This window comes from Stenotrophomonas sp. GD03958 (genome assembly GCF_029839005.1).
Taxonomy (GTDB): domain Bacteria; phylum Pseudomonadota; class Gammaproteobacteria; order Xanthomonadales; family Xanthomonadaceae; genus Stenotrophomonas; species Stenotrophomonas hibiscicola.
Genome location: NZ_JAOBZT010000054.1, coordinates 1 through 19407, shown reverse-complemented (window position 1 = coordinate 19407; position 19407 = coordinate 1). Strand labels below are relative to the sequence as shown.

19 protein-coding genes are annotated in these 19407 nt (G+C 67.3%); 10 read left to right on the top strand and 9 right to left on the bottom strand.

Annotated features, from left to right (window positions below):
- Nucleotides 1-123 precede the first annotated feature (123 nt).
- The gene (gene phbB, locus N5C25_RS14950) at nucleotides 124-864 is read right to left on the bottom strand and encodes an acetoacetyl-CoA reductase (protein WP_058979713.1); all 741 of its coding nucleotides are present in this window, start codon (nucleotides 862-864) and stop codon (nucleotides 124-126) included.
- Nucleotides 865-880: 16 nt separating this feature from the next.
- Nucleotides 881-1801, bottom strand: a complete 921-nt coding sequence (gluQRS, locus tag N5C25_RS14945) for a tRNA glutamyl-Q(34) synthetase GluQRS (protein ID WP_279937211.1) — start codon at nucleotides 1799-1801, stop codon at nucleotides 881-883.
- A gap of 93 nt (nucleotides 1802-1894) precedes the next feature.
- Between gluQRS and htpX the strand changes: the two genes are divergently transcribed.
- Nucleotides 1895-2761 carry a protease HtpX gene (gene htpX / locus N5C25_RS14940; protein WP_251103395.1) on the top strand — a complete coding sequence of 289 codons (867 nt, stop codon included), beginning with the start codon at nucleotides 1895-1897 and terminating at the stop codon, nucleotides 2759-2761.
- A 228-nt stretch (nucleotides 2762-2989) separates the two neighbouring features.
- Here htpX and N5C25_RS14935 read toward each other — a convergent pair whose 3' ends face one another.
- On the bottom strand, nucleotides 2990-3817 hold the full coding sequence (locus N5C25_RS14935; RefSeq protein WP_233653926.1) for an inositol monophosphatase family protein: 828 nt from the start codon (nucleotides 3815-3817) through the stop codon (nucleotides 2990-2992).
- 120 nt (nucleotides 3818-3937) lie between these two features.
- On the opposite strand from N5C25_RS14935, the gene N5C25_RS14930 reads away from it, so the two are divergent.
- Genes N5C25_RS14930 through N5C25_RS14920 form a run of 3 tightly spaced genes read left to right on the top strand, consistent with a single transcriptional unit; the run spans nucleotide 3938 to nucleotide 7811 of the window.
- Nucleotides 3938-4708, top strand: coding sequence for an RNA methyltransferase (locus N5C25_RS14930; RefSeq protein ID WP_279937210.1), 771 nt, complete (start codon nucleotides 3938-3940; stop codon nucleotides 4706-4708).
- 47 nt (nucleotides 4709-4755) lie between these two features.
- Nucleotides 4756-5688 carry a phosphate/phosphite/phosphonate ABC transporter substrate-binding protein gene (locus tag N5C25_RS14925; protein WP_279937209.1) on the top strand — a complete coding sequence of 311 codons (933 nt, stop codon included), beginning with the start codon at nucleotides 4756-4758 and terminating at the stop codon, nucleotides 5686-5688.
- Nucleotides 5685-7811 (top strand): EAL domain-containing protein, encoded by a 2127-nt coding sequence (locus N5C25_RS14920; protein ID WP_279937208.1) that lies wholly within the window; start codon nucleotides 5685-5687, stop codon nucleotides 7809-7811. Before N5C25_RS14925 ends, N5C25_RS14920 begins: the two co-directional genes overlap by 4 nt.
- Before the next feature lie 79 nt (nucleotides 7812-7890).
- Here N5C25_RS14920 and epmB read toward each other — a convergent pair whose 3' ends face one another.
- Nucleotides 7891-8931: an EF-P beta-lysylation protein EpmB gene (epmB, locus tag N5C25_RS14915; RefSeq protein WP_262213279.1), complete on the bottom strand. Its 1041-nt coding sequence runs from the start codon at nucleotides 8929-8931 to the stop codon at nucleotides 7891-7893.
- Between the two features lie 96 nt (nucleotides 8932-9027).
- On the opposite strand from epmB, the gene efp reads away from it, so the two are divergent.
- From efp to N5C25_RS14890, 5 genes are all read left to right on the top strand, one after another.
- Nucleotides 9028-9594: an elongation factor P gene (gene efp / locus N5C25_RS14910; RefSeq protein ID WP_005410381.1), complete on the top strand. Its 567-nt coding sequence runs from the start codon at nucleotides 9028-9030 to the stop codon at nucleotides 9592-9594.
- Between the two features lie 168 nt (nucleotides 9595-9762).
- A complete protein-coding gene (locus N5C25_RS14905; protein WP_058979666.1) occupies nucleotides 9763-11106 on the top strand; it encodes a TRZ/ATZ family hydrolase in 1344 nt (447 codons plus the stop codon).
- A 24-nt stretch (nucleotides 11107-11130) separates the two neighbouring features.
- The gene (gene ubiG, locus N5C25_RS14900; protein WP_279937207.1) at nucleotides 11131-11847 is read left to right on the top strand and encodes a bifunctional 2-polyprenyl-6-hydroxyphenol methylase/3-demethylubiquinol 3-O-methyltransferase UbiG; all 717 of its coding nucleotides are present in this window, start codon (nucleotides 11131-11133) and stop codon (nucleotides 11845-11847) included.
- Nucleotides 11844-12539, top strand: coding sequence for a phosphoglycolate phosphatase (locus N5C25_RS14895; RefSeq protein WP_058979670.1), 696 nt, complete (start codon nucleotides 11844-11846; stop codon nucleotides 12537-12539). The genes ubiG and N5C25_RS14895 overlap by 4 nt, the downstream gene beginning before the upstream one ends.
- An 11-nt stretch (nucleotides 12540-12550) precedes the next feature.
- A complete protein-coding gene (locus N5C25_RS14890) occupies nucleotides 12551-13255 on the top strand; it encodes a squalene/phytoene synthase family protein (RefSeq protein ID WP_058979672.1) in 705 nt (234 codons plus the stop codon).
- A gap of 158 nt (nucleotides 13256-13413) precedes the next feature.
- On the opposite strand, the gene N5C25_RS14885 is transcribed toward N5C25_RS14890, so the two are convergent.
- The 3 genes from N5C25_RS14885 to yidD are packed head-to-tail and all read right to left on the bottom strand — an operon-like array spanning nucleotide 13414 to nucleotide 15864.
- Complete coding sequence (locus N5C25_RS14885) at nucleotides 13414-14262, bottom strand: M23 family metallopeptidase (protein ID WP_167692754.1); 849 nt, start codon at nucleotides 14260-14262, stop codon at nucleotides 13414-13416.
- Entirely contained in the window at nucleotides 14262-15608 is a 1347-nt protein-coding gene (locus tag N5C25_RS14880) for a dihydroorotase (RefSeq protein ID WP_279937206.1), read from the bottom strand. Before N5C25_RS14880 ends, N5C25_RS14885 begins: the two co-directional genes overlap by 1 nt.
- 1 nt (nucleotide 15609) lies before the next feature.
- Entirely contained in the window at nucleotides 15610-15864 is a 255-nt protein-coding gene (gene yidD / locus N5C25_RS14875) for a membrane protein insertion efficiency factor YidD (RefSeq protein ID WP_005417723.1), read from the bottom strand.
- Nucleotides 15865-16135: 271 nt separating this feature from the next.
- On the opposite strand from yidD, the gene dksA reads away from it, so the two are divergent.
- Nucleotides 16136-17362 (top strand): RNA polymerase-binding protein DksA, encoded by a 1227-nt coding sequence (gene dksA / locus N5C25_RS14870; protein ID WP_058979679.1) that lies wholly within the window; start codon nucleotides 16136-16138, stop codon nucleotides 17360-17362.
- Nucleotides 17363-17733: 371 nt separating this feature from the next.
- Here the strand turns inward: dksA and N5C25_RS14865 are convergent, their stop codons facing one another.
- Together N5C25_RS14865 and N5C25_RS14860 are read right to left on the bottom strand one after the other, a co-directional pair.
- Entirely contained in the window at nucleotides 17734-18981 is a 1248-nt protein-coding gene (locus N5C25_RS14865; protein ID WP_058979681.1) for an MFS transporter, read from the bottom strand.
- On the bottom strand, nucleotides 18978-19407 hold a 430-nt coding region (locus N5C25_RS14860; RefSeq protein ID WP_279937205.1), incomplete at its 5' end, for a SufE family protein. The genes N5C25_RS14860 and N5C25_RS14865, both read right to left, overlap by 4 nt.

The window sequence follows — 19407 nt, the reverse complement described above, 5'->3', positions numbered from 1 at the left end:
GCCCCAGCCCCCGCCAGGCTTGGCTTTCAGGGGCGATCATGTTGCGCAACAAGGGTTTGCGTGCTGCGCAGCATGACCATCGGCAGGGGCCGCCGGTGCATGCTGCGGCGCCCCCTGCGCGGCTCACCAGCCCATGTGGTGGCCGCCGTTGATGTCCAGGTTGCTGCCGGTGATCCACGAGGCTTCCTCGGCCACCAGGAAGGACACTCCATAGGCGATTTCTTCCGGCTTGCCGAGGCGTCCGGTCGGGATGTCGGCGATGATCTTGGCGCGCACGTCCTCCGGAACCGCCATCACCATGTCGGTGGCGACGTAGCCGGGCGAAATGGTGTTGACCGTGATGCCGAAGCCGGCGTTCTCGCGGGCCAGCGAGATGGTGAAGCCGTGCATGCCGGCCTTGGCCGCAGCATAGTTGGCCTGGCCGTACTGGCCCTTCAGGCCGTTGATCGAGCTGATCTGGATGACCCGGCCCCAGCCGCGGCGGCGCATGCCTTCGATGACCGGCCGGGTGACGTTGAACACCGAGTTGAGATTGGTGTTGATCACATCGTGCCACTGGTCCGCGCGCATGCGGTGGAAGGTGGTGTCACGGGTGATGCCGGCGTTGTTGACCAGGATCTCGACCGGGCCCAGCTCGGCCTCGACGGCGCGCACCAGCGCCTCGGCGCTGCCTGGATCGGAGACATCGCCCGGGAAGATCGACACGTTGTAGCCGCGCTCGGTCATCGCCTGCTGCCAGGCGCGGGCCTTGGCCTCGTCGCGGTAGTTGGTGGCGACCCGGTGGCCCTGGTCGGCCAGGCGTTGGCAGATGGCGGTACCGATGCCGCCGGTTCCGCCGGTGACCAGTGCGACGCGAGATGTCATGGAATGCTGTCCGGAATCAGGTGGGGGAAGGGGGATTCTGCAACATCGGCGCGGAAAGTGCGCCGGCCGGCAACAGGATGTCGCCACGTGGCAGCCGTGCCGGGTCGAAGGCCTGCCGGGCGGCCGCCAGCAGCGTATCCAGATCGCAGGCAGGTTCCAGCGCTTGAGGTGATTGGCCAAGCAACTCCCAGAGCCGGCGCAGCACTGGCAGCGGGCGCGAACTGTCCACCGGCAGCGCCGCCAGCGACTTGGACAGCTTGTGGCCTGGGGCATCGAGCAGCAGCGGCAGGTGCCAGTACCGCGGCACCGCCAGCCCCAACGCCTGCTGCAGCAGGATCTGCCGCGCGGTGGAGTCGAGCAGGTCGGCGCCGCGCACCACTTCGGTCACGCCCTGCTCGGCGTCATCGACCACCACGGCCAACTGGTAGGCCCAGCAGCCGTCGGCACGGCGCAGCACGAAGTCGCCGACTTCGGCATGCACGTCCTGCTGCTGCGGGCCGCGCAGGCCATCGTCGAAGTGCACGATGCTGCCCGGCGGCACGCGGAAGCGGACGGCAGGGTCCGGTCGCGGTTGCCGCGCAACGCAGCGGTGATGGATGCCGCCGTTGGCGGCCAACTCGCTGCGGCTGCAGTGGCAGATGAAGGCCAGATCGCTGGCCAGCAGCACGTCCAGTGCGGCCTGGTAGGCCTCGCCGCGGGTGCTCTGCCAGAGGATCGGGCCGTCGTGGGCGAGGCCGAACGAGGCCAGCGCCTGCAGCTGTGATGTGGCGGCACCGGGCACGGTGCGCGGCGGGTCGACGTCTTCGATGCGCAGCCGCCACAGGCCGCCATGGTGGCGGGCCAGCAGCCAACTGCCGAAGGCGGCGAGCAGGGATCCGGGGTGGAGCAGGCCGGTCGGCGAGGGCGCGAAACGGCCGCAGGGAATGGGGGAGGTCATGCTGGCTGAATCGTCGGTCAGGTTGGCGCTTGAATTCAAGCTGAGCGCACCGCAAATTGACCGGTATCGACCCCTTCCGAGCCGGATTTTCCCATGTTTACCCGCATTGCCCTGTTCCTGGCGACCAACTTCGCGGTCCTGATCCTCGCCAGCATCGTGATGTCGCTGGCGGGAACCGACCCGAGCAAGATGAGCGGTCTGCTGATCATGGCCGGCATCTTCGGCTTCGGTGGCTCCTTCATCTCGCTGCTGCTGTCAAAGTGGATGGCCAAGCGCTCCACCGGTGCGGTGGTGATCACCGAGCCGCGCAACCAGACCGAGCGCTGGCTGCTGGCCACCGTCGAGCGGCAGGCCAAGGCGGCCGGCATCGGCATGCCCGAGGTGGCGGTCTATGACGGCCCGGAGATCAATGCCTTCGCCACCGGTGCCAACCGCAACAACGCGCTGGTGGCGGTGTCCACCGGCCTGCTGCACAACATGAGTGAAGACGAGGCCGAAGCGGTGCTGGGCCACGAGATCGCCCACGTCGCCAACGGTGACATGATCACCATGGCACTGCTGCAGGGCGTGTTGAACACCTTCGTGATCGTGCTGGCCCGCGTGGTCGGCGGCATCATCGACAGCGCGCTGTCGGGCAACCGCGAAGGCGGCGGCCGCGGCTTCGCCTACTACATCATCGTGTTCGTGCTGGAGATGGTGTTCGGCCTGTTCGCGACGATGATCGCCATGTGGTTCTCGCGCCACCGCGAGTTCCGCGCCGATGCCGGCGGTGCCTCGCTGGCCGGTCGCCAGAAGATGATCGCCGCGCTGGAGCGCCTGCAGCTCAACCATGGCCAGAGCACGCTGCCGACCCAGATTGCCGCCTTCGGCATTTCCGGTTCGACGGCCAAGAAGCTGTTCATGAGCCACCCGCCGCTGGAAGAGCGCATCGCCGCGCTGCGCGCCTCGACGGTGGCGTAAGCCTCCGTGCTTCCACGGTAGTGCAGGAACGCCTGGCCTCGCGCCGGGCGTTTTTGTTTTGCGCGCGCACGCAGTGGTGGCGCCAGGCGATGCCTAGGATCATTTCCGCGACCGCGGAGGGGTGTCACTTTCTTTGCACGAGCAAAGAAAGTGACAAGCACGATCACCGCGGATACGGAAACGGCACCTTCGCAGGTGCCGTCTCCATGAACCGCATTACGCGAAACCTCAGAACTTCGCGTCGAACTCGGCGGCGTAGCCGGTGTTCACCAGCACCTTCTGCAGCGACTCGGCCACCTTCAGGTTGCCGGCTACGATCTGGTGGGTCTCCGGGCCACGGTTGTCCATGCGGCCCAGGGTCGCGCCCTTGAAGTCACAGACCTTGCCGCCCGCCTCGCGGACCAGCAGCAGGCCGGCGGCGATGTCCCACGCCTTCACACCGGCTTCGAAGTAGGCGTCGGCGCGGCCGCAGGCCACGTAGGCCAGGTCCAATGCGGCCGAACCGGTGCGGCGGATGTCCTCACCGTGCACCAGCAGGGCGTCGACCGCCTTCAGCTGGGCGCTGGCGCGGCTGCGCTCGCGCGGGGCGAAACCGGTGTGGATCATCGTGCCTTCCAGATCCTTGCGGTCGGCCACGCGGATGCGGCGGTCGTTCAGCACGGCGCCGGCACCACGGCTGGCGGTGAACAGTTCATTGCGCAGCGGGTCGAAGATGACCGCGTCGGTCGGCTCGCCGTTCTCGACCAGCGCGATCGACACGCAGTAGTGCGGCACGCCACGCAGGTAGTTGCTGGTGCCGTCCAGCGGGTCGATGACCCACATCTGGCGACGCTCGCCCTGCACGCCACCTTCTTCACCGAAGATGCCGTAGTCCGGGTAAGCGCGCTTGAGTTCCTTGACGATGACCTTTTCCGCGTCCGAATCCACTTCGCTGGCGTAGTCCATCCGGCCCTTCTGCACCACGTTCAGTGCCTCGAGCTTGTTGATGTTGCGCAACAGGACGTTGCCGGCGAGGCGGGCGGCCTTGACCATGACGGTGACGGCGGGTTTCTGCATGGCGTTGGCTCCCGGAAAGGCAGAAGAGATGGACTGGCGGGGGAAAAGAGCGGGCCCGGCGCAGTGGCCGGCCGCACAGTTTACCATTGGTCATCGTCCAGCTCGACCTTTTCCCTGTTCATGTCCCAGTTTCCCGCCGCCACCCGCCTCCGATTCGTCCTGGTCGGTACCCAGCATCCCGGCAACATGGGGGCCGCCGCCCGCGCCCTGAAGACCATGGGCCTGGCCCGCCTGGTGCTGGTCGCTCCCGAAAAGCCTCTGGACGAGGAGGCCTTCCGCCGCTCGGCCGGGGCCGAAGATGTGCTGGGGGACGCCCCGGTGGTCGCCACCCTGGCCGAGGCCGTGGCCGATTGCCGCCTGGTGCTGGGCTGCACCGCGCGTGCCCGCCGCGTGCAGCTGGAGGAGTACCTGCCGGCCGATGCCGCCGCTCGTGCGGTGGCCAAGGCGGGCGAGGGCGCCGAGGTGGCGCTGGTGTTCGGTCGTGAGCGCACCGGCCTGACCAACGAGGAACTGCAGCTCTGCCATGCGGCGGTGCACATCCCGTCCGATCCTGAGTTCAGCTCGCTCAACCTGGCGGCCGCCGTACAGGTGCTGGCCTATGAAACGCGCATGCAGCTGCTGGGCGCGCAGCCGGCCCCCAATCCCCAGCCCGGCTTCCGCGAACAGGCCGCCAGCCATGAGCAGATGGAGAGCTTCTTCGCCCAGCTCGGCGACACGCTGGACGAGATCGATTTCCACAAGGGCCGAGCGCCGGAATCGGCGATGCGCAAGCTGCGCCGCCTGTTCCTGCGCAGCGAGCCCAGCGAGCAGGAAGTGCGCCTGCTGCGCGGCATCCTCGCCGACACCCAGCGCATGGCGCGACTGGCACAAGCAGGCAACAAGGACAGCTGACGACGTTCTCATTTTTTCGGGTAGTCTGTCTGGATACCCAGGGGGGGATGAAGCCTGTGTCGGGTCTGCGAAAGGCAATGCAGGGGGGACTGCTGAGCCTGGCCATGGTCCTGCTGGCCGGGACGGTGCGTGCAGCACCGGACCACGTGCTGGTGCTGGGCCGGATCAGCGATGATCCCAAGGCCCACTACGAGCAGCTTCAGCACTTGCTGGATTACGTGGTGGCGCGCATGCACGACGTTGGCATCAAGGAGGGGAGGATCCTGATGGCACGCGATCCACAGCAGATGGCCAGCTATCTGCGGCGCGGTCGTGTCGACTGGGTCACGGAAACCTCGGGTACGGCGGTCGCGCTGGGCCAGCGCAGTGGCGCCCGTCCGCTGCTGCTGACCGAGCGCAACGGTGTGCGGGAGTACCAGACGGTTTTCTTCGTGCGCCGCGACAGCCCGATCCAGCGCATGCAGGATCTGCGGGGCCATCGCCTGGCCCTGCAGAACACGGCGTCCACCAGTGCCTACCTGGTGCCGGTGATGACGTTGCTGCAGGAAGGCCTGTCGCCGCAGATCCTGGCCGGTGCATGGGACATGCCGGGCCCAGATAGCGTGGGCTACGTATTTGCACGCAGCGAGCTGAACATCGCGACGTTCGTGCACAAGGGGGTGGTTGACGTGGGAGCGGTGAGCAGCGTGGACTGGAATGACGAACGGCGGATGCCAGCAGCGTTCCGGCGCGACTTCCGCGAGCTGTTGCGCACCGAACCCTACCCGCGTGCGGTGGAGATGGTCCGCGCCGACCTTGATCCACGCGTGCGCGATCGCCTGCAGGAAGTGCTGCTGCAGGCGGCCGGCGACCCGCGGGCACGGGGAGCGCTGCATCGGTTTTTTGGCACTTCCGGGTTCCACCGTGTCGATGCGCATGCGCAGCAGCGGCTGGATGAATTGAAACAGGGATTGACGCGCGTGCGGATGGAAGTGGAATGAAGTGGCTTGGCTCGGGGATGCAGGCCCGGTTCCTGCTCGCGATGGGCGGGGCAATGGTCGTGGTGATCGCGATCCTGGCAGTGTTGTTGGGGCGGCAGGCGGCGATGCAGGGCGAGGTGCGCAACCTCAGCGGTGGCGTCATCCATGAATTGTTCGACCGCAGCGTGCGCAGCCGCGGCGAGGCGATGGCGCGCGAGTTGTCCGATGCGCTGGCCAACCCGTTGTACTACCGTGATCTGGACCAGGTTGGCGTACTGGTGCGCAGTACTGCGCGCCAGCCCGTGGTGCGCTACGTGCTGGTGTTCGACGAACGCGGCCGGCTGGTTCACGACGGCTCGGTCGAAGTATCCGGTTTCGGCCAGCCGATGGCTGATCCTCTTGCACCCAGGGCCGCGGCTGCGCAGGCGCTGGTCGTGCAGGAGTCGCCGAAGGTGCTCGACAACACCATGCCGATCATGGTCGGCAACCAGCGCATTGGCGGCGTCCGCGTCGGCATGGCGCTGGATGAGGTGCAGCAGCGCGAGCAGGCAGCCAACGCCACCTTGGGCGAACGCCTGCAGCAGGTCGGCAGCCGTCACCTGGGCTGGCTGCTGTTGATGCTGGGCCTACTGGTGGTGATCGGCGTGGTCGTGATCCTGTACGTGCAGCGTACTCTGGTTGCGCCGATCCGTGATCTTGCCGTCGCTGCCCGTCGCATCGAGGCGGGCGACTACCAGACGCCGCTGGCCGAGAACACCCGCGACGACGAGGTGGGTGAACTGGTGCGCGGTTTTGCCCGCATGCGTGATGCGATCGCCCGCCATGACCGCGAAGTGCGGCGCATGGCCTATACCGACGCGTTGACCGGGCTGACCAACCGGCTGGCATTCCGCGAGGCGCTTGATCATCGGTTGATGGCTGCCCGTGCCGCCAATCACCGGTTGGGCCTGTTGTTCGCCGATATCGACGACTTCAAGCGAGTCAATGACACCCTTGGCCACGAAGCTGGCGATGAAGCACTGCTGCAGTTTGCACAGCGTATCGATCGCGCGGTCACCGAAGCCGGGGGCGATGAAGCCCTGTTGGCGCGCTTCGGCGGAGATGAGTTCGTGATCCTGGTGGGCGATGGTGATGTTGCCGCAAATGCGCGGCTGCTGGCTGAAGTGCTGGTGCGGGAGCTGGGCAAGCCGCTGGTGGTGCAGGGCCGGGAACTGTTCCTGGGTACCTCGATCGGCGTGACCCTGTTCCCTGACGATGCGGCCGATGCCACCACCCTGCTGAAGAACGGCGACATTGCCATGTACCAGGCAAAGATGGCGGGCAAGAACTGCTATCGCTATTACAGCCGGGCGATGGACCATGCAGTCGAGCGTCGCGTGCATATGGAACAGGAGCTGCGCGGCGCCTGGGAGCGCGGCGAACTGCGCCTGGCCTACCAGCCGATCTTCCGCATGCGCGACCGCCGCATGGTCGGCGTTGAAGTGCTGCTGCGCTGGCAGCACCCGACCCTGGGCACGATCCCGCCTTCGGTGTTCATCGAGGTGGCCGAGCAGAGTGGCCTTATCGAAGTCATCGGCCCGAAGGTGCTGCGTGCGGCCTGCATGGAGGCCGCGCAATGGCCGCGCGGGACGGCCGGGGACGACCTGTTCGTGTCGGTCAACGTGTCGCCACGGCAGTTGCGCGGCGGCGAACTGCCGGCACTGGTGGCGCAGTGCCTGCATGAGTCCGGGCTACCGGCCTCGCGCCTGCATCTGGAGCTGACCGAAACCGCCGTGATCGGCGACGAGATGGTGGCCGCACAGCTGCTGGACAAGCTGCACCGCACCGGCGTGAAGGTCTGGCTGGACGATTTCGGCACCGGCTTCTCCGGTCTCAGCCATCTTCGCCAGGTACCGGTGGACGGGGTGAAGGTCGACAAGAGCTTCGTGGCCGACATGCAGCGCGATCCCGACGATCTGGCGCTGACCACGGCGATCATCGCCATGGCCCACGCACTGGGCATCACCGTGGTGGCCGAGGGCATCGAGCAGCAGGCGCAGTTCGACCTGCTGGTGCAGCGCGGCTGCGATCTTGGCCAGGGCTACTGGCTGAGTCATCCGGTGACCGCCACCGAAGTGGTGCGGATGATCGAATCGGGCCTCTGACCGACACAAAAAAAGGGACGGAGGGGATTAAGTCGCTTATGCATTTGCGACTTAATCCCCTCCGTCCCCTTTTTTGGGGCTACAGCGGACGCTTGCTCGGGTCGCCGGGCAGTTCGCGCACCAGTTTCGGGATCAGATAACCGGACAGGCGCGCGGTCAGGCCGGCAATCAGCGCCTTGGCCTGGGCGTCATCCACTTCGAAGTGGGCCACGCCCTCGACCCGGTCCAACTGATGCAGGTAGTAGGGAAGCACGCCGGCGTCGAAGCTGCGCTCGCTTAGGTCCTGCAGGGCCTGCACGCTGTCATTGACCCCGCGCAGCAACACCGCCTGGTTCAGCAGTTGGGCGCCGGTAGCGCGCAGGCGGGCCATCGCCGCGTCCACGCTGGCGTCGAATTCATTGGCATGGTTGGCGTGGACCACGATCGCCAGCGGCCAGGGCAGACTGCCCAGCCAGGAGACCAGCTCATCGTCCACGCGCTCGGGCAGCACGATCGGCAGCCGGGTGTGGATGCGCAGGCGGTGGATATGCGGGATGGCGCGCAGGGCATCGGTCAGCTCGACCAGCTTGTGCGTGGCCAGCGACAGCGGGTCACCGCCGGACAGGATCACCTCGTCGATGTCCGGGTCGGCGGCGATGGCGGCTACGGCCTCCTGCCAGCCGCCCTTGGCGGCGTTCTCCGCGCCATAGTCGAAGTGGCGGCGGAAGCAGTAGCGGCAGTTGATCGCACAGCTGCCCGTCGCCACCAGCAGGGCGCGGCCACGGTACTTCTGGATGACGCCGGTGGCCTTCTTGGCCGCACCATCACCCACCGCATCGAAGCTGAACCCGGGCGCCGGGCGCATTTCCTCGTCGATCGGCAGCACCTGCCGCAGCAGCGGATCGGCCGGATCGCCCTTGCGCATGCGGGCCACGAAGCCCTCCGGCACGCGCAGCGCGAACTGGGCCATGGCCACTTCGGAGACGCCCAGTGCCGTCGGGTCCAGCTGCAGCCGGGCCAGCAGGGCCTGCGGGTCGCGCAGTGCCTGGCGCCAGAGCTGCTGCCAGCGCGCGGGCGCACCGGGCGACTGGGGCCGGGGGAAGGCGGAAAGCTGCATGGAGAGGGGGCCTGCGGTTATCATGGGGGCAGAAAAACAGTCGCCCACCGGCACCCGGTGGGCTTTCCATTCTAACGGCTCGCCGCACCCGCGGCGTTTTTGCCACTCAGGAGTTTACGCATGGCCAGCTACGGCATGAACGACGTCAAGAACGGGATGAAGATCCTGGTCAACAACCAACCGGCAGTCATCATCGACACCGAATACGTCAAGCCGGGCAAGGGCCAGGCCTTCACCCGCGTGAAGTACCGCCTGATCAAGGACGGCCGTACCCAAGAAGTCACCATGAAGTCGACTGACTCGCTGGATGCAGCCGACGTCGTCGATACCGACATGAACTTCATGTACAGCGACGGTGAGTACTGGCACTTCATGGACCCGGAATCCTTCGAGCAGGTCCAGGCCACCAAGGCAGGCATGGGCGGCGCCGAGAAGTGGCTGAAGGGCGAGGAGTCCTGCGTGGTCACCCTGTGGAACGGTGAGCCGATCTTCGTGCAGCCGCCGAACTTCGTCGAGCTGAAGATCACCGAAACCGATCCGGGCGTCCGTGGCGACACCTCGGGCGGCGGCGGCAAGCCGGCCACCCTGGAAACCGGCGCCGTGGTCCGCGTGCCGCTGTTCGTCAACCAGGACGAAGTGATCCGCGTCGACACCCGTTCGGGCGAATATTCCGCACGCGTCAAATAAGGTTCCGGCGGTTGGCCGACCTCACTGTAGAGCCGAGCCCGCGCTCGGCTTTCCGGGCGCCGCCCGGACCCGTTGCTGGCGCCCATGGCGCCGCAGCGGACAGCCGCCGGGCATGGCCCGGCGCTACCGCCTCCCGCCAGGCCCTTCTCCAATAGCCAGTGAGCCCGCATGAGCGATAGCCCGCACCTCCCCGAAGCCTGCGACCTGCTCATCGAAGCCGGTTACGTCGTTCCGATCGAGCCGCATGCGGTGGTGCTGGAAGACCATGCCGTCGCCGTGCGTGGCAGCGAGATCGTGGCCATCCTGCCGCGTGCCGAGGCGCGCGCGCACTTCCGTGCCGCCCAGGTGGTCAGTCGCCCCGAGGCCGCGCTGATGCCGGGCCTGGTCAACGCCCACACGCACAACCCGATGACCCTGCTGCGCGGCGTCGCCGACGACCTGCCGCTGATGACCTGGCTGCAGCAGCACATCTGGCCGGTGGAAGCGGCGGTGATCGGCCCCGAATTCGTTGCCGACGGCACCACCCTGGCCATCGCCGAGATGCTGCGCGGCGGCACCACCTGCGCCAACGAGAACTACTTCTTCGGCGACGTGCAGGCCGCGGTCTACAAGAAACACGGTTTCCGCGCGCTGGTGGGCGCGGTCATCATCGATTTCCCCACCGCCTGGGCCAAGACCGACGACGAGTACTTCGCCAAGGCCGGTGAACTGCACGACCAGTGGCGCACCGATCCGCTGATCGCCACCGCGTTCGCGCCGCATGCGCCTTACACGGTCAACGATGCCAACTTCGAGCGGGTGCGGATGCTGTCCGACCAGCTCGACATGCAGGTGCACCTGCATACCCACGAGACCGCGCAGGAAATCACCGATTCGATCAGGCTGCACGGCCAGCGCCCGCTGGCGCGGCTGGATCGGCTCGGCCTGGTCAACGACCGCCTGATTGCGGTGCACATGACCCAGCTGACCGATGCGGAAATCCACCTGTGCGCCGAGCGCGGCGTGAGCGTGGTGCATTGCCCGGAATCCAACCTGAAGCTGGCCTCCGGTTTCTGCCCGGCCTGCGCCCTGCAGCGCGCAGGCGTGAACCTGGCGATCGGTACCGATGGCTGCGCCAGCAACAACGACCTGGACATGTTCAGCGAGAACCGCACCGCGGCGATCCTGGCCAAGGCCGTGGCCGACGACGCCACTGCACTGGATGCGGCAACCACGCTGCGCGCGTCCACGCTGGGTGGCGCACGCGCGCTGGGCTTCGGTGACCGCATCGGCTCGATCGAAGTCGGCAAGCAGGCCGACCTGGTCTGCGTCGACCTGTCTGCACTGGAAACCCAGCCGCTGCACAACGTGCTGTCGCAACTGGTGTACGCCACCGGCCGCCAGCAGGTCAGCGACGTCTGGATCGCCGGCAAGCCGAAGCTGGTGCAGCGCGAGCTGGTCGGCATGGACCTGCCGGGCATCATCGCCAACGCGCGCCAGTGGCGCGAGCGCATCCGTCATATCCGCGCCTGAACCCGGCGCCGCAAGGACTCCCTCATGACTGCCCCCCACGCTTCCTCCAATTTCGATCAGGCCGAGCTGGACAAGTTCGCCGCGCTGGCCAACCGCTGGTGGGACGCTGACGGCCCGCAGAAGCCGCTGCATGCGCTGAACCCGGTGCGCCTGAAATACGTGGCCGACCGCGTGCCGCTGCGTGGCGCGCGTGTGCTCGACATCGGCTGCGGTGGCGGGCTGCTGAGCGAAGCGCTGGCCCAGGCCGGCGCCGACGTCACCGCCATCGACCTGGCCCCGGAGCTGGTCAAGGTCGCGCGCCTGCATGCGCTGGAAAGCGGCGCCAAGGTCGACTACCGCGTGCAGGCCGCCGAGGATCTGGCCGCCGAGCAGCCGGGCAGTTTCGATGTGGTCACCTGCATGGAAATGCTTGAGCACGTGCCCGACCCGGGCGCGATCATCGACGCCTGCAATCGCCTGCTGAAGCCGGGCGGCCACCTGTTCCTGTCGACCATCAACCGCACCGCCGCCGCGTTCGCGGTGGCGATTGTCGGCGCCGAGTACGTGGCGCGCCTGCTGCCCAAGGGCACGCACCACTACCAGGAATTCATCAAGCCGGCCGAGCTGGCGCGCTGGCTGCGCGAAACCGACCTGCAGCTGGTGGATGTCAGCGGCATGGCCTACGAGCCGTGGCGCAACCATGCCCGCCTGAGCAGCCGCACCGACATCAACTACCTGGCCTACGCGGTCAAGCCGGCATGACCGCCGCCCGCTTCCCGCGTGCGGTGCTGTTCGACCTGGACGGCACTCTGCTGGACAGCGCGCCGGACTTCGTCGCCACCTGCAACGCGATGCTGGCCGAACGTGGTCGTGCACCCATCGATCCGGCCGCACTGCGCCCGGTGGTGTCGAAGGGCTCGCGGGCGATGGTCTCGGCTGCCTTCCCGGAACTGGACGTCGCCGCACGTGACGCGCTGATCCCGGAATTCCTGCAGCGCTACGAAGCGTTGATCGGCCAGCACGCGGTGCTGTTCGATGGCGTGGCCGGCATGCTCGCCGCGCTGGATGAGGCCGGTACGGTGTGGGGCATCGTCACCAACAAGCCGGAGTACCTGGCGCGCCTGATCCTGCCGCAACATGGTTGGCAGCAGCGTTGCGCGGTGCTGGTCGGCGGTGACAGCTTGGCCGAGCGCAAACCTCACCCGCTGCCGCTGCTGCACGCTGCGCAGGCCATTGGCGTTGCTGCCGAAGACTGCGTGTACGTGGGTGACGACGAGCGCGACATCATCGCCGCACGGGCCGCGGCCATGCCGTCGGTGGCAGCCCTGTGGGGCTACCGCCTGCACAGCGACGATCCGCTGGCCTGGCAGGCCGACGTGCTGGTCGAGAACGCTGAACTTCTGCAACTGGCCAGTCTCTGGCCGACCCGGCCGGCAGCCCCGGCCCAGCCGTAAGGAATGGTGTAGTGAGCAGTACCGCGCTGGACAGTTTCCTCGACAAGTGGCGCAGCCGTTGGCCGGAATGGTCGGTGGCCGCCCCGTTCGTGGCCGAATCACAACGCGAGCTGGCCGTGGCGTGGTTTGCGCTGCTGCAGGAGTTCGACGACATGCTCAACACAAGCGGCGACCCGTTGCCGGCCGACGCCAAGCTGGCGTGGTGGGGCGAGGAGCTGCGCAGTTGGGCCGGGCATCGTTCGCGCCATCCGCTGGGCCGGCTGCTGGAGCCGGTGCGTGCGCCGTGGGCGCAGTTGGCCGAAGCGCTGCCGGATCTGGTTGAAGCACGCACCGTCGCGCCCGATGCGGCCGACGCCGAGCGCGCGCTGGCCAACTACGCCGAGGCCGTAGCCGCAGTGGAGGCAACCTTGTTCGCGGACAAGCCGCGCAGCGGCGCCAGTCGTGCGGTGCAACTGCAGACGCTCGCCCAGCGCCTGCAGGATGCGGGCGTGGCCGGTGTGCCGCGCAGCCTGCTGGACGGTGATGCCAGCACGGCTGCGCAGCGCTGGGCGCAACACCTGTTGAAGGGGTGGGGCACCCGCGTGCCCGGCCCGCGCCCGCGCCGCGTGTGGTCCAGCCTGGCGCGTGCCCGTGTGGCCGCGCAGGCCGCAGGCAAGCCAATCGAAGCCACTCCGGTGCGCACGTTGCTGCGCGTGTGGTGGGCGGCGCGCGGCTGATCCCGCGCTCCGCCGGGCATGGCCCGGCGCTACCTCGCGCGGTTGATTGAATGCTGTCTGCAGAGCCGAGCCCATGCTCGGCTCATCTCTGCGCGACAGCAGCCGAGCGTGGGCTCGGCTCTACAACAGTGGCTCACCGCTGCACCGGGCGATGGGCGTTATTTGCGCTCCAGCACCAGCAGCGGGTCGATACGGGTCTCGAACCAGTTCATGCCCCAGTGCAGGTGCGGGCCGGTGGCACGGCCGGTGGCGCCGACGGCAGCGATCACCTGACCCTGCTCCACACGGTCGCCGACTTTTACGTCGATGCGCGACAGGTGCAGGAAGTTGGAGCTGACCCCGAAACCGTGGTCGAGCAGCAACGTGCCACCGGTCAGGTACAGGTCGGGGCCGGCGAAGGTGACGATGCCGGCGGCCGGTGCCTTTACCGGCGTGCCGGTCGGCACCGCGATGTCCATGCCGGAATGACCGGCACCGGGCTGGCCGTTGTACACCCTCGCATTGCCGAAGCGGCCGCTGATGCGGCCCTGGACCGGCCAGATGAAGGTCTGGGTGAAGTCGGTACGGTCGTCGTCGCGCGAACGTGCAGCGGTTACCTGCGCCTGTTCGCGCTTGATCCGCTCGGCGATCGCCGGCGGCGGATTGACCGTCTTCGGTGGCACCCCGTTGACCCGCTCGGTGGGCCAGTCGCGCGGCGTCACCGCGATGGTTGCGGTCTCGCTGCCACCATCGGGGCGTTGCACCTGCACGTGCAGCGGACCCTTCTCGTCGCGGCCGATGCCGAACACGACGCTGCCATAGCCGCTCACCCGCAGCTGGCGGCCGGCGTACTGCACGCGGCTGCCAGCGGGGACCTTGCCGATCACCAGCGCGCCCTGTGACGCACTGGCCGGGAACACCACGCGGCTGTCGATCAGGCTGCCGATGCCGTCCTGTGCCTGCGCCGACGGTGCGGTGAACAGGGGCGCGGCCAGCAGCAGCGCTCCGAACAGAAGTGCCGAACGCATCAGCGGTCGTAGGTCATGCGCTGGCCGGCGGGTTCGCCCACCAGCTTGCTGCCGTCCCACACCAGCTGGCCGTTGACCCAGGTGGAGGCGATGCGCGAGCGGAAAGTGGTGCCTTCAAACGGCGACCAGCCGCACTTGGACAGCACGTCCTCGCGCTTGACGGTGAACGGCACGTCCTCCACCAGCACCAGGTCGGCAAAGTAGCCTTCGCGCAGGAAGCCGCGTTCTTCCACGTCGAACAGCTGCGCCGGCGCATGTGCGAATTTCTGCACCACCTGCTCGCGGGTCAGCTTGCCTTCGTGCACCCGCTCCAGCGCGGCCACCAGCGCGTACTGCACCAGCGGCAGGCCCGACGGCGCCTGCGCGTAGGGCTTCTGCTTCTCCTCCCAGGTGTGCGGCGCGTGGTCGGTGGCCAGCACGTCCAGCACGTCATCGGCCAGCGCAGCGGTGATTGCCTCGCGGTCGGACACTTCCTTGATCGCCGGATTGCACTTGATCAGGTTGCCCTTGGTCGCGTAGTCCGGGCGCGCGAAGTGCAGGAAGTGCACGCAGGTTTCGGCGGTGATCTGCTTGCGGCTGCCATCGGCGCGGATCAGCGGGCCCTTCTCGAACAGCGCCAGCTCATCGGCGGTGGAGATGTGCAGTACGTGCAGGCGGGTGCCGTGCTTGCGCGCCAGCGACATCGCCAGGCGGGTCGACTTGATGCACGCTTCGCGCGAACGGATGTCCGGGTGCATGTCCGGGGTCAGCGCATCACCGTACTTTCCCTGGAAGGCCTTGAGGTTGGCATCGATCATCGGCGTATCTTCGCAGTGCGTGATGATCGGGGTCGGGCATTCGCGGAAGATCGCGTCCAGCGTTTCCGGGTTGTCGACCAGCATGTTGCCGGTCGAAGCACCCATGAACACCTTCACGCCCGGGGCTTTCTTCGGGTCCAGCGCACGGATCGCGTCCAGGTTGTCATTGCTGGCACCGTGGTAGAAGCCGTAGTTGGCCCAGGCGCGGCCGCGCGCGAGCTCGTACTTGGCTTCCAGGATGGTCGAATCCAGCGTCGGCGGGTTGGTGTTGGGCATGTCCATGAAGCTGGTCAGGCCACCGGCCACGGCGGCCGCCGATTCGCTGGCGATGTCGCCCTTGTGGGTCAAGCCCGGTTCGCGGAAGTGCACCTGGTCATCGATCATGCCGGGCAGCAGCCAGCGCCCGGCCGCGTCCACCACCTGCTCGCCGTTGCGCGGCGCGAGCCCGTTGCCGATCTGCGCGATGCGGCCGTTCTCGATGCGCAGGTCGCCGTCGAAGGTGCGGCCTTCGTTGACCATCCGGGCGTTGGTGATGAGGGTGGAGGACATGTCAGTGTTTTCCTGTGCAACGGCAAGAGGGGGCGTGGGTGGATTCGGGCACCGGATCGAAGCCGCCGGGGTGGAACGGATGGCAGCGGCCCAGCCTGCGCGCCGCCAGCCAGCTGCCGCGCAGCGGCCCGTGCCGGGAGATGGCATCCATCGCGTATTCAGAACAGCTCGGCACGAAACGGCAGCGCGGCCCCAGCAGGGGGCTGATGAAGCGCTTGTAGAAGCGCAGCAGGGCAATGAGCAGGCGCGAGATCACCCAGTCATCTTATGCCAGTTGGCATGAAGGCCGCATTTGTGCAGGATGGGCCGTTGGTCGCATGTCGCCGATGGCCTGCGACCGGTACCAGCACCGTCGGGTGCTGGCCAGGTTCCGTACCGCGCAAGGCGGTCCGTGTTCGTCGGACTGCCCATTGGGCGCCTTGGCTCCAGGACTGAATGGAGCAGGGTGCCGAGGTTGCTGCTGCGGGTCGGGTAGGCTATAAAGGCCCGCTTTCCCGGGCCCCGGGGAATCCAAGGAAGAGCGTTTCGTGGCTGCTAAAAAAACTGCAAAGAAGGCCGCAACGGCCGCCAAGAAAACCGCCAAGCCTGTTGTGAAGAAGTTGGCGGCAAAGCCCGTTGCCAAGAAGCCGGCCAGCAAGCCGGCGACCAAGGCAGCGTCCTCGCAACCGGCGGCCAGGAAGGCCACCGCAAAGAAAACGCCGGTCAAGGCAACCAAGCCGGTGGCGAAGAAAGCCGCTGCGCCCGCCAAGGCCAAGCCAGCCGCTGTCAGCAAGAAGGCGCCGGTGAAGAAGACCGTCAGCAAGGCTGCGCCGGTGAAGAAAGCTGCCGCCAAGCCGGTGGCCAAGAAGGCCGCCGCCAAGCCGGCGCCGAAGGCGGTGGTGAAGAAGGCTGCAGCCAAGCCGGTCGCCAAGCCCGTAGCAAAGAAGGTCGCTGCGGCCAAGCCGGTCGCCACGCCTGCCGCTGTAAAGAAGGGTGCCAAGAATGTTGCCGCACCGGCCGTAAAGCCGGCCCCGGCCCCAGTAGTGAAGTCCGCACCGAAGCCTGCTGCCAAGCCGGCTCCGGCCAAGCCTGTCCCGGCCAAGACCGTGGCAGTGGCAGCAGCCCAACCGGCCTCCAAGCCGGCCCCGGCCGCCGCTCCTGCCGCTTCGAAGGCCCCGCAATCCAAGAATCCCGTGCCCGTTTCGAAATCGCCTGCCAAAACCGCCGTGAAATCCGATTCCGCCCCGAAGACCGTGTCGCGCCCTGTCGGCAAGGTTGCCGTGGCCGTCGCCGCCCGCTCGGCAGCACCGGCCCCGCGCAGCAAGTACAAGGTGGTCGAATACAAGACCGACGAGGCCACCGGCCGCCCGATCCTGCCGGCTGGCTACAAGCCGTCCTCGGAAGAGGAATACATGAGCCCGCTGCAGCAGGAGTATTTCCGCCAGCGCCTGCAGAACTGGCGCGCGGACCTGGTCGAAGAGTCCAAGCAGACCATCGAGAACCTGCGCGAGGAAGTGCGTGACATCGGCGATGAAGCCGAGCGTGCGACCCGCGAGACCGAGAACTCGCTGGAACTGCGTACCCGCGACCGCTACCGCAAGCTGATCGGCAAGATCGACAGCACCCTGAAGCGCCTGGAAGCGGGCGACTACGGTTACTGCGTCGACACCGGTGAAGAAATCGGCCTGGAGCGCCTCGAAGCGCGCCTCACGGCTGAACGCACCATCGACGCCCAGGAGCGTTGGGAGCACCTGCAGAAGCAGCAGGGCGACTGATTCCCGCTCGTTGTATGGTCATGCAGAAAACCCGGCTTCGGCTGGGTTTTTTGTTGGGGGATCGTTGGTAAGCGACCGTGGCTGGCACGGGCAGTTGTGGCCGTTGACTTGGGTCCGCCTTGTAGCGAGCCGAGCACCGCAGGGGAATCGGGGGCGAAGAGGCGCCGCTGTTTGAGCGCAGCGAGTTCGGCGCCGTCCCCTGATTCACCGAGGAGCACAGGGCACCGGCGCGCAGCGCCGGCTCGCGGATGGCGGCGCGTTTCTTTGGTTACTTTCTTTGCGCGCGCAAAGAAAGTGACAAACCCATTCATCGAGGGAAAGTGACGTGGCCAGTCAAACGCCCGGCGCCGCCGAACGCGCTCTCCGCAGGGTCACTGCAGATCACGCAGATTCAGTTTCCGCAGCGTCGGGTTCTTCCACGCGGTGATCCCGGCCACGCTCAGCACCGCGAACCCACCCAGCACCACGGCCGGCACCAGGCCGAGCAGCTTCGCCATCGTGCCTGCATAGAACGCGCCCAGCTCGTTGGACGAACTGATGAAGATGCCGTTGATCGACGACACACGTCCGCGCATTTCTTCCGGCGTGGCCAACTGCAGGATGGTCGAGCGGATCACCACCGAGACGCCATCGAAGGCACCATAGAACAGCAGGATCAGCGCCGACAGCCAGAAGTGCTGCGACAGCCCGAAGCCGATCACGCACAGGCCGAACCCGCCCACCGCGAACAGCAACACGCGGCCGGCATTGCGGTGCAGCGGGTGGCGGGCCAGCCACAGGCCCACGCACACCGAACCGAGCGCCGGCATCGCGCGCAGGATGCCCAGGCCTTCCGGACCGTGGTGCAGGATCTCGTGCAGGAAGGCCGGCAGCATCGCCACCACGCCGCCCAGCAGCACCGAGAACATGTCCAGCGCCATCGCCCCGACCATGATCCGGTTGCCGACCACGAAGCGCGCGCCTTCGGCAATGCTCTTGAAGATCGGCGCGGCGGGACCGGTGTGCACCGGTTCTTCCACCTTCAATGTAGCCAGGCAGGCCATCGCCACCAGCGCAAAGGCCGTAGCCACCGCGTAGGAGAGGCCCTTGCCGCCGAAGCCGACCAGCACGCCGCCCAGCGCCGGGCCGGCGACCATGCCGGCCTGGAACACCACCGCGCCGAGGCCTGCGCCGCGCGCGAACTGATCGCGGGCCAGCACGCGGGCGAACAGTGCGTTGTAGATAGGTGACAGGAAGGCGCGGACCATGCCGGTCAGGGCGATGGCTGCATAGATGGGCCACACGCCTTCAAACGGCAGCCAGCCCTTGGCCACGCTGGTCAGTACCAGCGCGGTGGCGATCAGCCCGGAACAGGCCGCCATGCCCAACCGACGCCGCGGCAGATGGTCGACCAGGTAGCCGGCGAATGGCGCCACGCAAAAGAACGGCAGCACCTCGGCCAGACCGATCAGGCCCAGCGAGAACGGATTGCGGGTGACTTCGTAGATGTGCCAGCCGACGGTGACTGCCACCACCTGGTAGGACAGCATCGCGAAGATGCGGTAGGCCAGCAGCTTGGCGAAGCCGGGCCGGGACAGCAGGCCCAGCGCGGTGTCCTCGGCTGTGGCAGGCTCGTTCACGACGGATCGCGCTGCAGCTGGGTCTGCGCGGTCTCGCGGATGAAGGCCAGCATCGCAGCCACACCATTGCTGCGGGTCGGAGACAGGTGGCGGGCCAGGCCGATGTCCTGGATATAGCTCGGTTCGGTGGCCAGGATCTCCCGCGCCGAGCGCCCGGAGTACACGCGCAGCGCCAGGAAGATCAGGCCGGAGACGATGGCCGAATCACTGATGGCATGGAAGCGCAGCGACTGCGCATTTCCTTCCGGCACGATCCAGACCATCGACTGGCAGCCGAGCAGGCGATGCTCTTCGGTCTTCCATTCTTCCGGGAAGGCCGGCAGCTTGCGGCCGAGGTCGATCAGGTACTGGTAGCGCTCGGACCAGTCGCCGAAGAAGCCGAATTCCTCGGCGATGGCGGTCTGGGCCTCGGCGGCGGTAGGTTCA

What these genes read in the sequence shown, in the direction of transcription:
- efp (WP_005410381.1), top strand. Translation starts at nt 9,028, where the DNA reads ATGGCCAGCTACGGCATGAACGACGTCAAGAACGGGATGAAGATCCTG.
- N5C25_RS14920 (WP_279937208.1), top strand. Translation starts at nt 5,685, where the DNA reads ATGAAGTGGCTTGGCTCGGGGATGCAGGCCCGGTTCCTGCTCGCGATG.
- N5C25_RS14925 (WP_279937209.1), top strand. Translation starts at nt 4,756, where the DNA reads ATGAAGCCTGTGTCGGGTCTGCGAAAGGCAATGCAGGGGGGACTGCTG.
- epmB (WP_262213279.1), bottom strand. Translation starts at nt 8,931, where the DNA reads ATGATAACCGCAGGCCCCCTCTCCATGCAGCTTTCCGCCTTCCCCCGG.
- gluQRS (WP_279937211.1), bottom strand. Translation starts at nt 1,801, where the DNA reads ATGACCTCCCCCATTCCCTGCGGCCGTTTCGCGCCCTCGCCGACCGGC.
- N5C25_RS14880 (WP_279937206.1), bottom strand. Translation starts at nt 15,608, where the DNA reads ATGTCCTCCACCCTCATCACCAACGCCCGGATGGTCAACGAAGGCCGC.
- N5C25_RS14930 (WP_279937210.1), top strand. Translation starts at nt 3,938, where the DNA reads ATGTCCCAGTTTCCCGCCGCCACCCGCCTCCGATTCGTCCTGGTCGGT.
- htpX (WP_251103395.1), top strand. Translation starts at nt 1,895, where the DNA reads ATGTTTACCCGCATTGCCCTGTTCCTGGCGACCAACTTCGCGGTCCTG.
- N5C25_RS14895 (WP_058979670.1), top strand. Translation starts at nt 11,844, where the DNA reads ATGACCGCCGCCCGCTTCCCGCGTGCGGTGCTGTTCGACCTGGACGGC.
- ubiG (WP_279937207.1), top strand. Translation starts at nt 11,131, where the DNA reads ATGACTGCCCCCCACGCTTCCTCCAATTTCGATCAGGCCGAGCTGGAC.
- N5C25_RS14905 (WP_058979666.1), top strand. Translation starts at nt 9,763, where the DNA reads ATGAGCGATAGCCCGCACCTCCCCGAAGCCTGCGACCTGCTCATCGAA.
- N5C25_RS14885 (WP_167692754.1), bottom strand. Translation starts at nt 14,262, where the DNA reads ATGCGTTCGGCACTTCTGTTCGGAGCGCTGCTGCTGGCCGCGCCCCTG.
- phbB (WP_058979713.1), bottom strand. Translation starts at nt 864, where the DNA reads ATGACATCTCGCGTCGCACTGGTCACCGGCGGAACCGGCGGCATCGGT.
- N5C25_RS14935 (WP_233653926.1), bottom strand. Translation starts at nt 3,817, where the DNA reads ATGCAGAAACCCGCCGTCACCGTCATGGTCAAGGCCGCCCGCCTCGCC.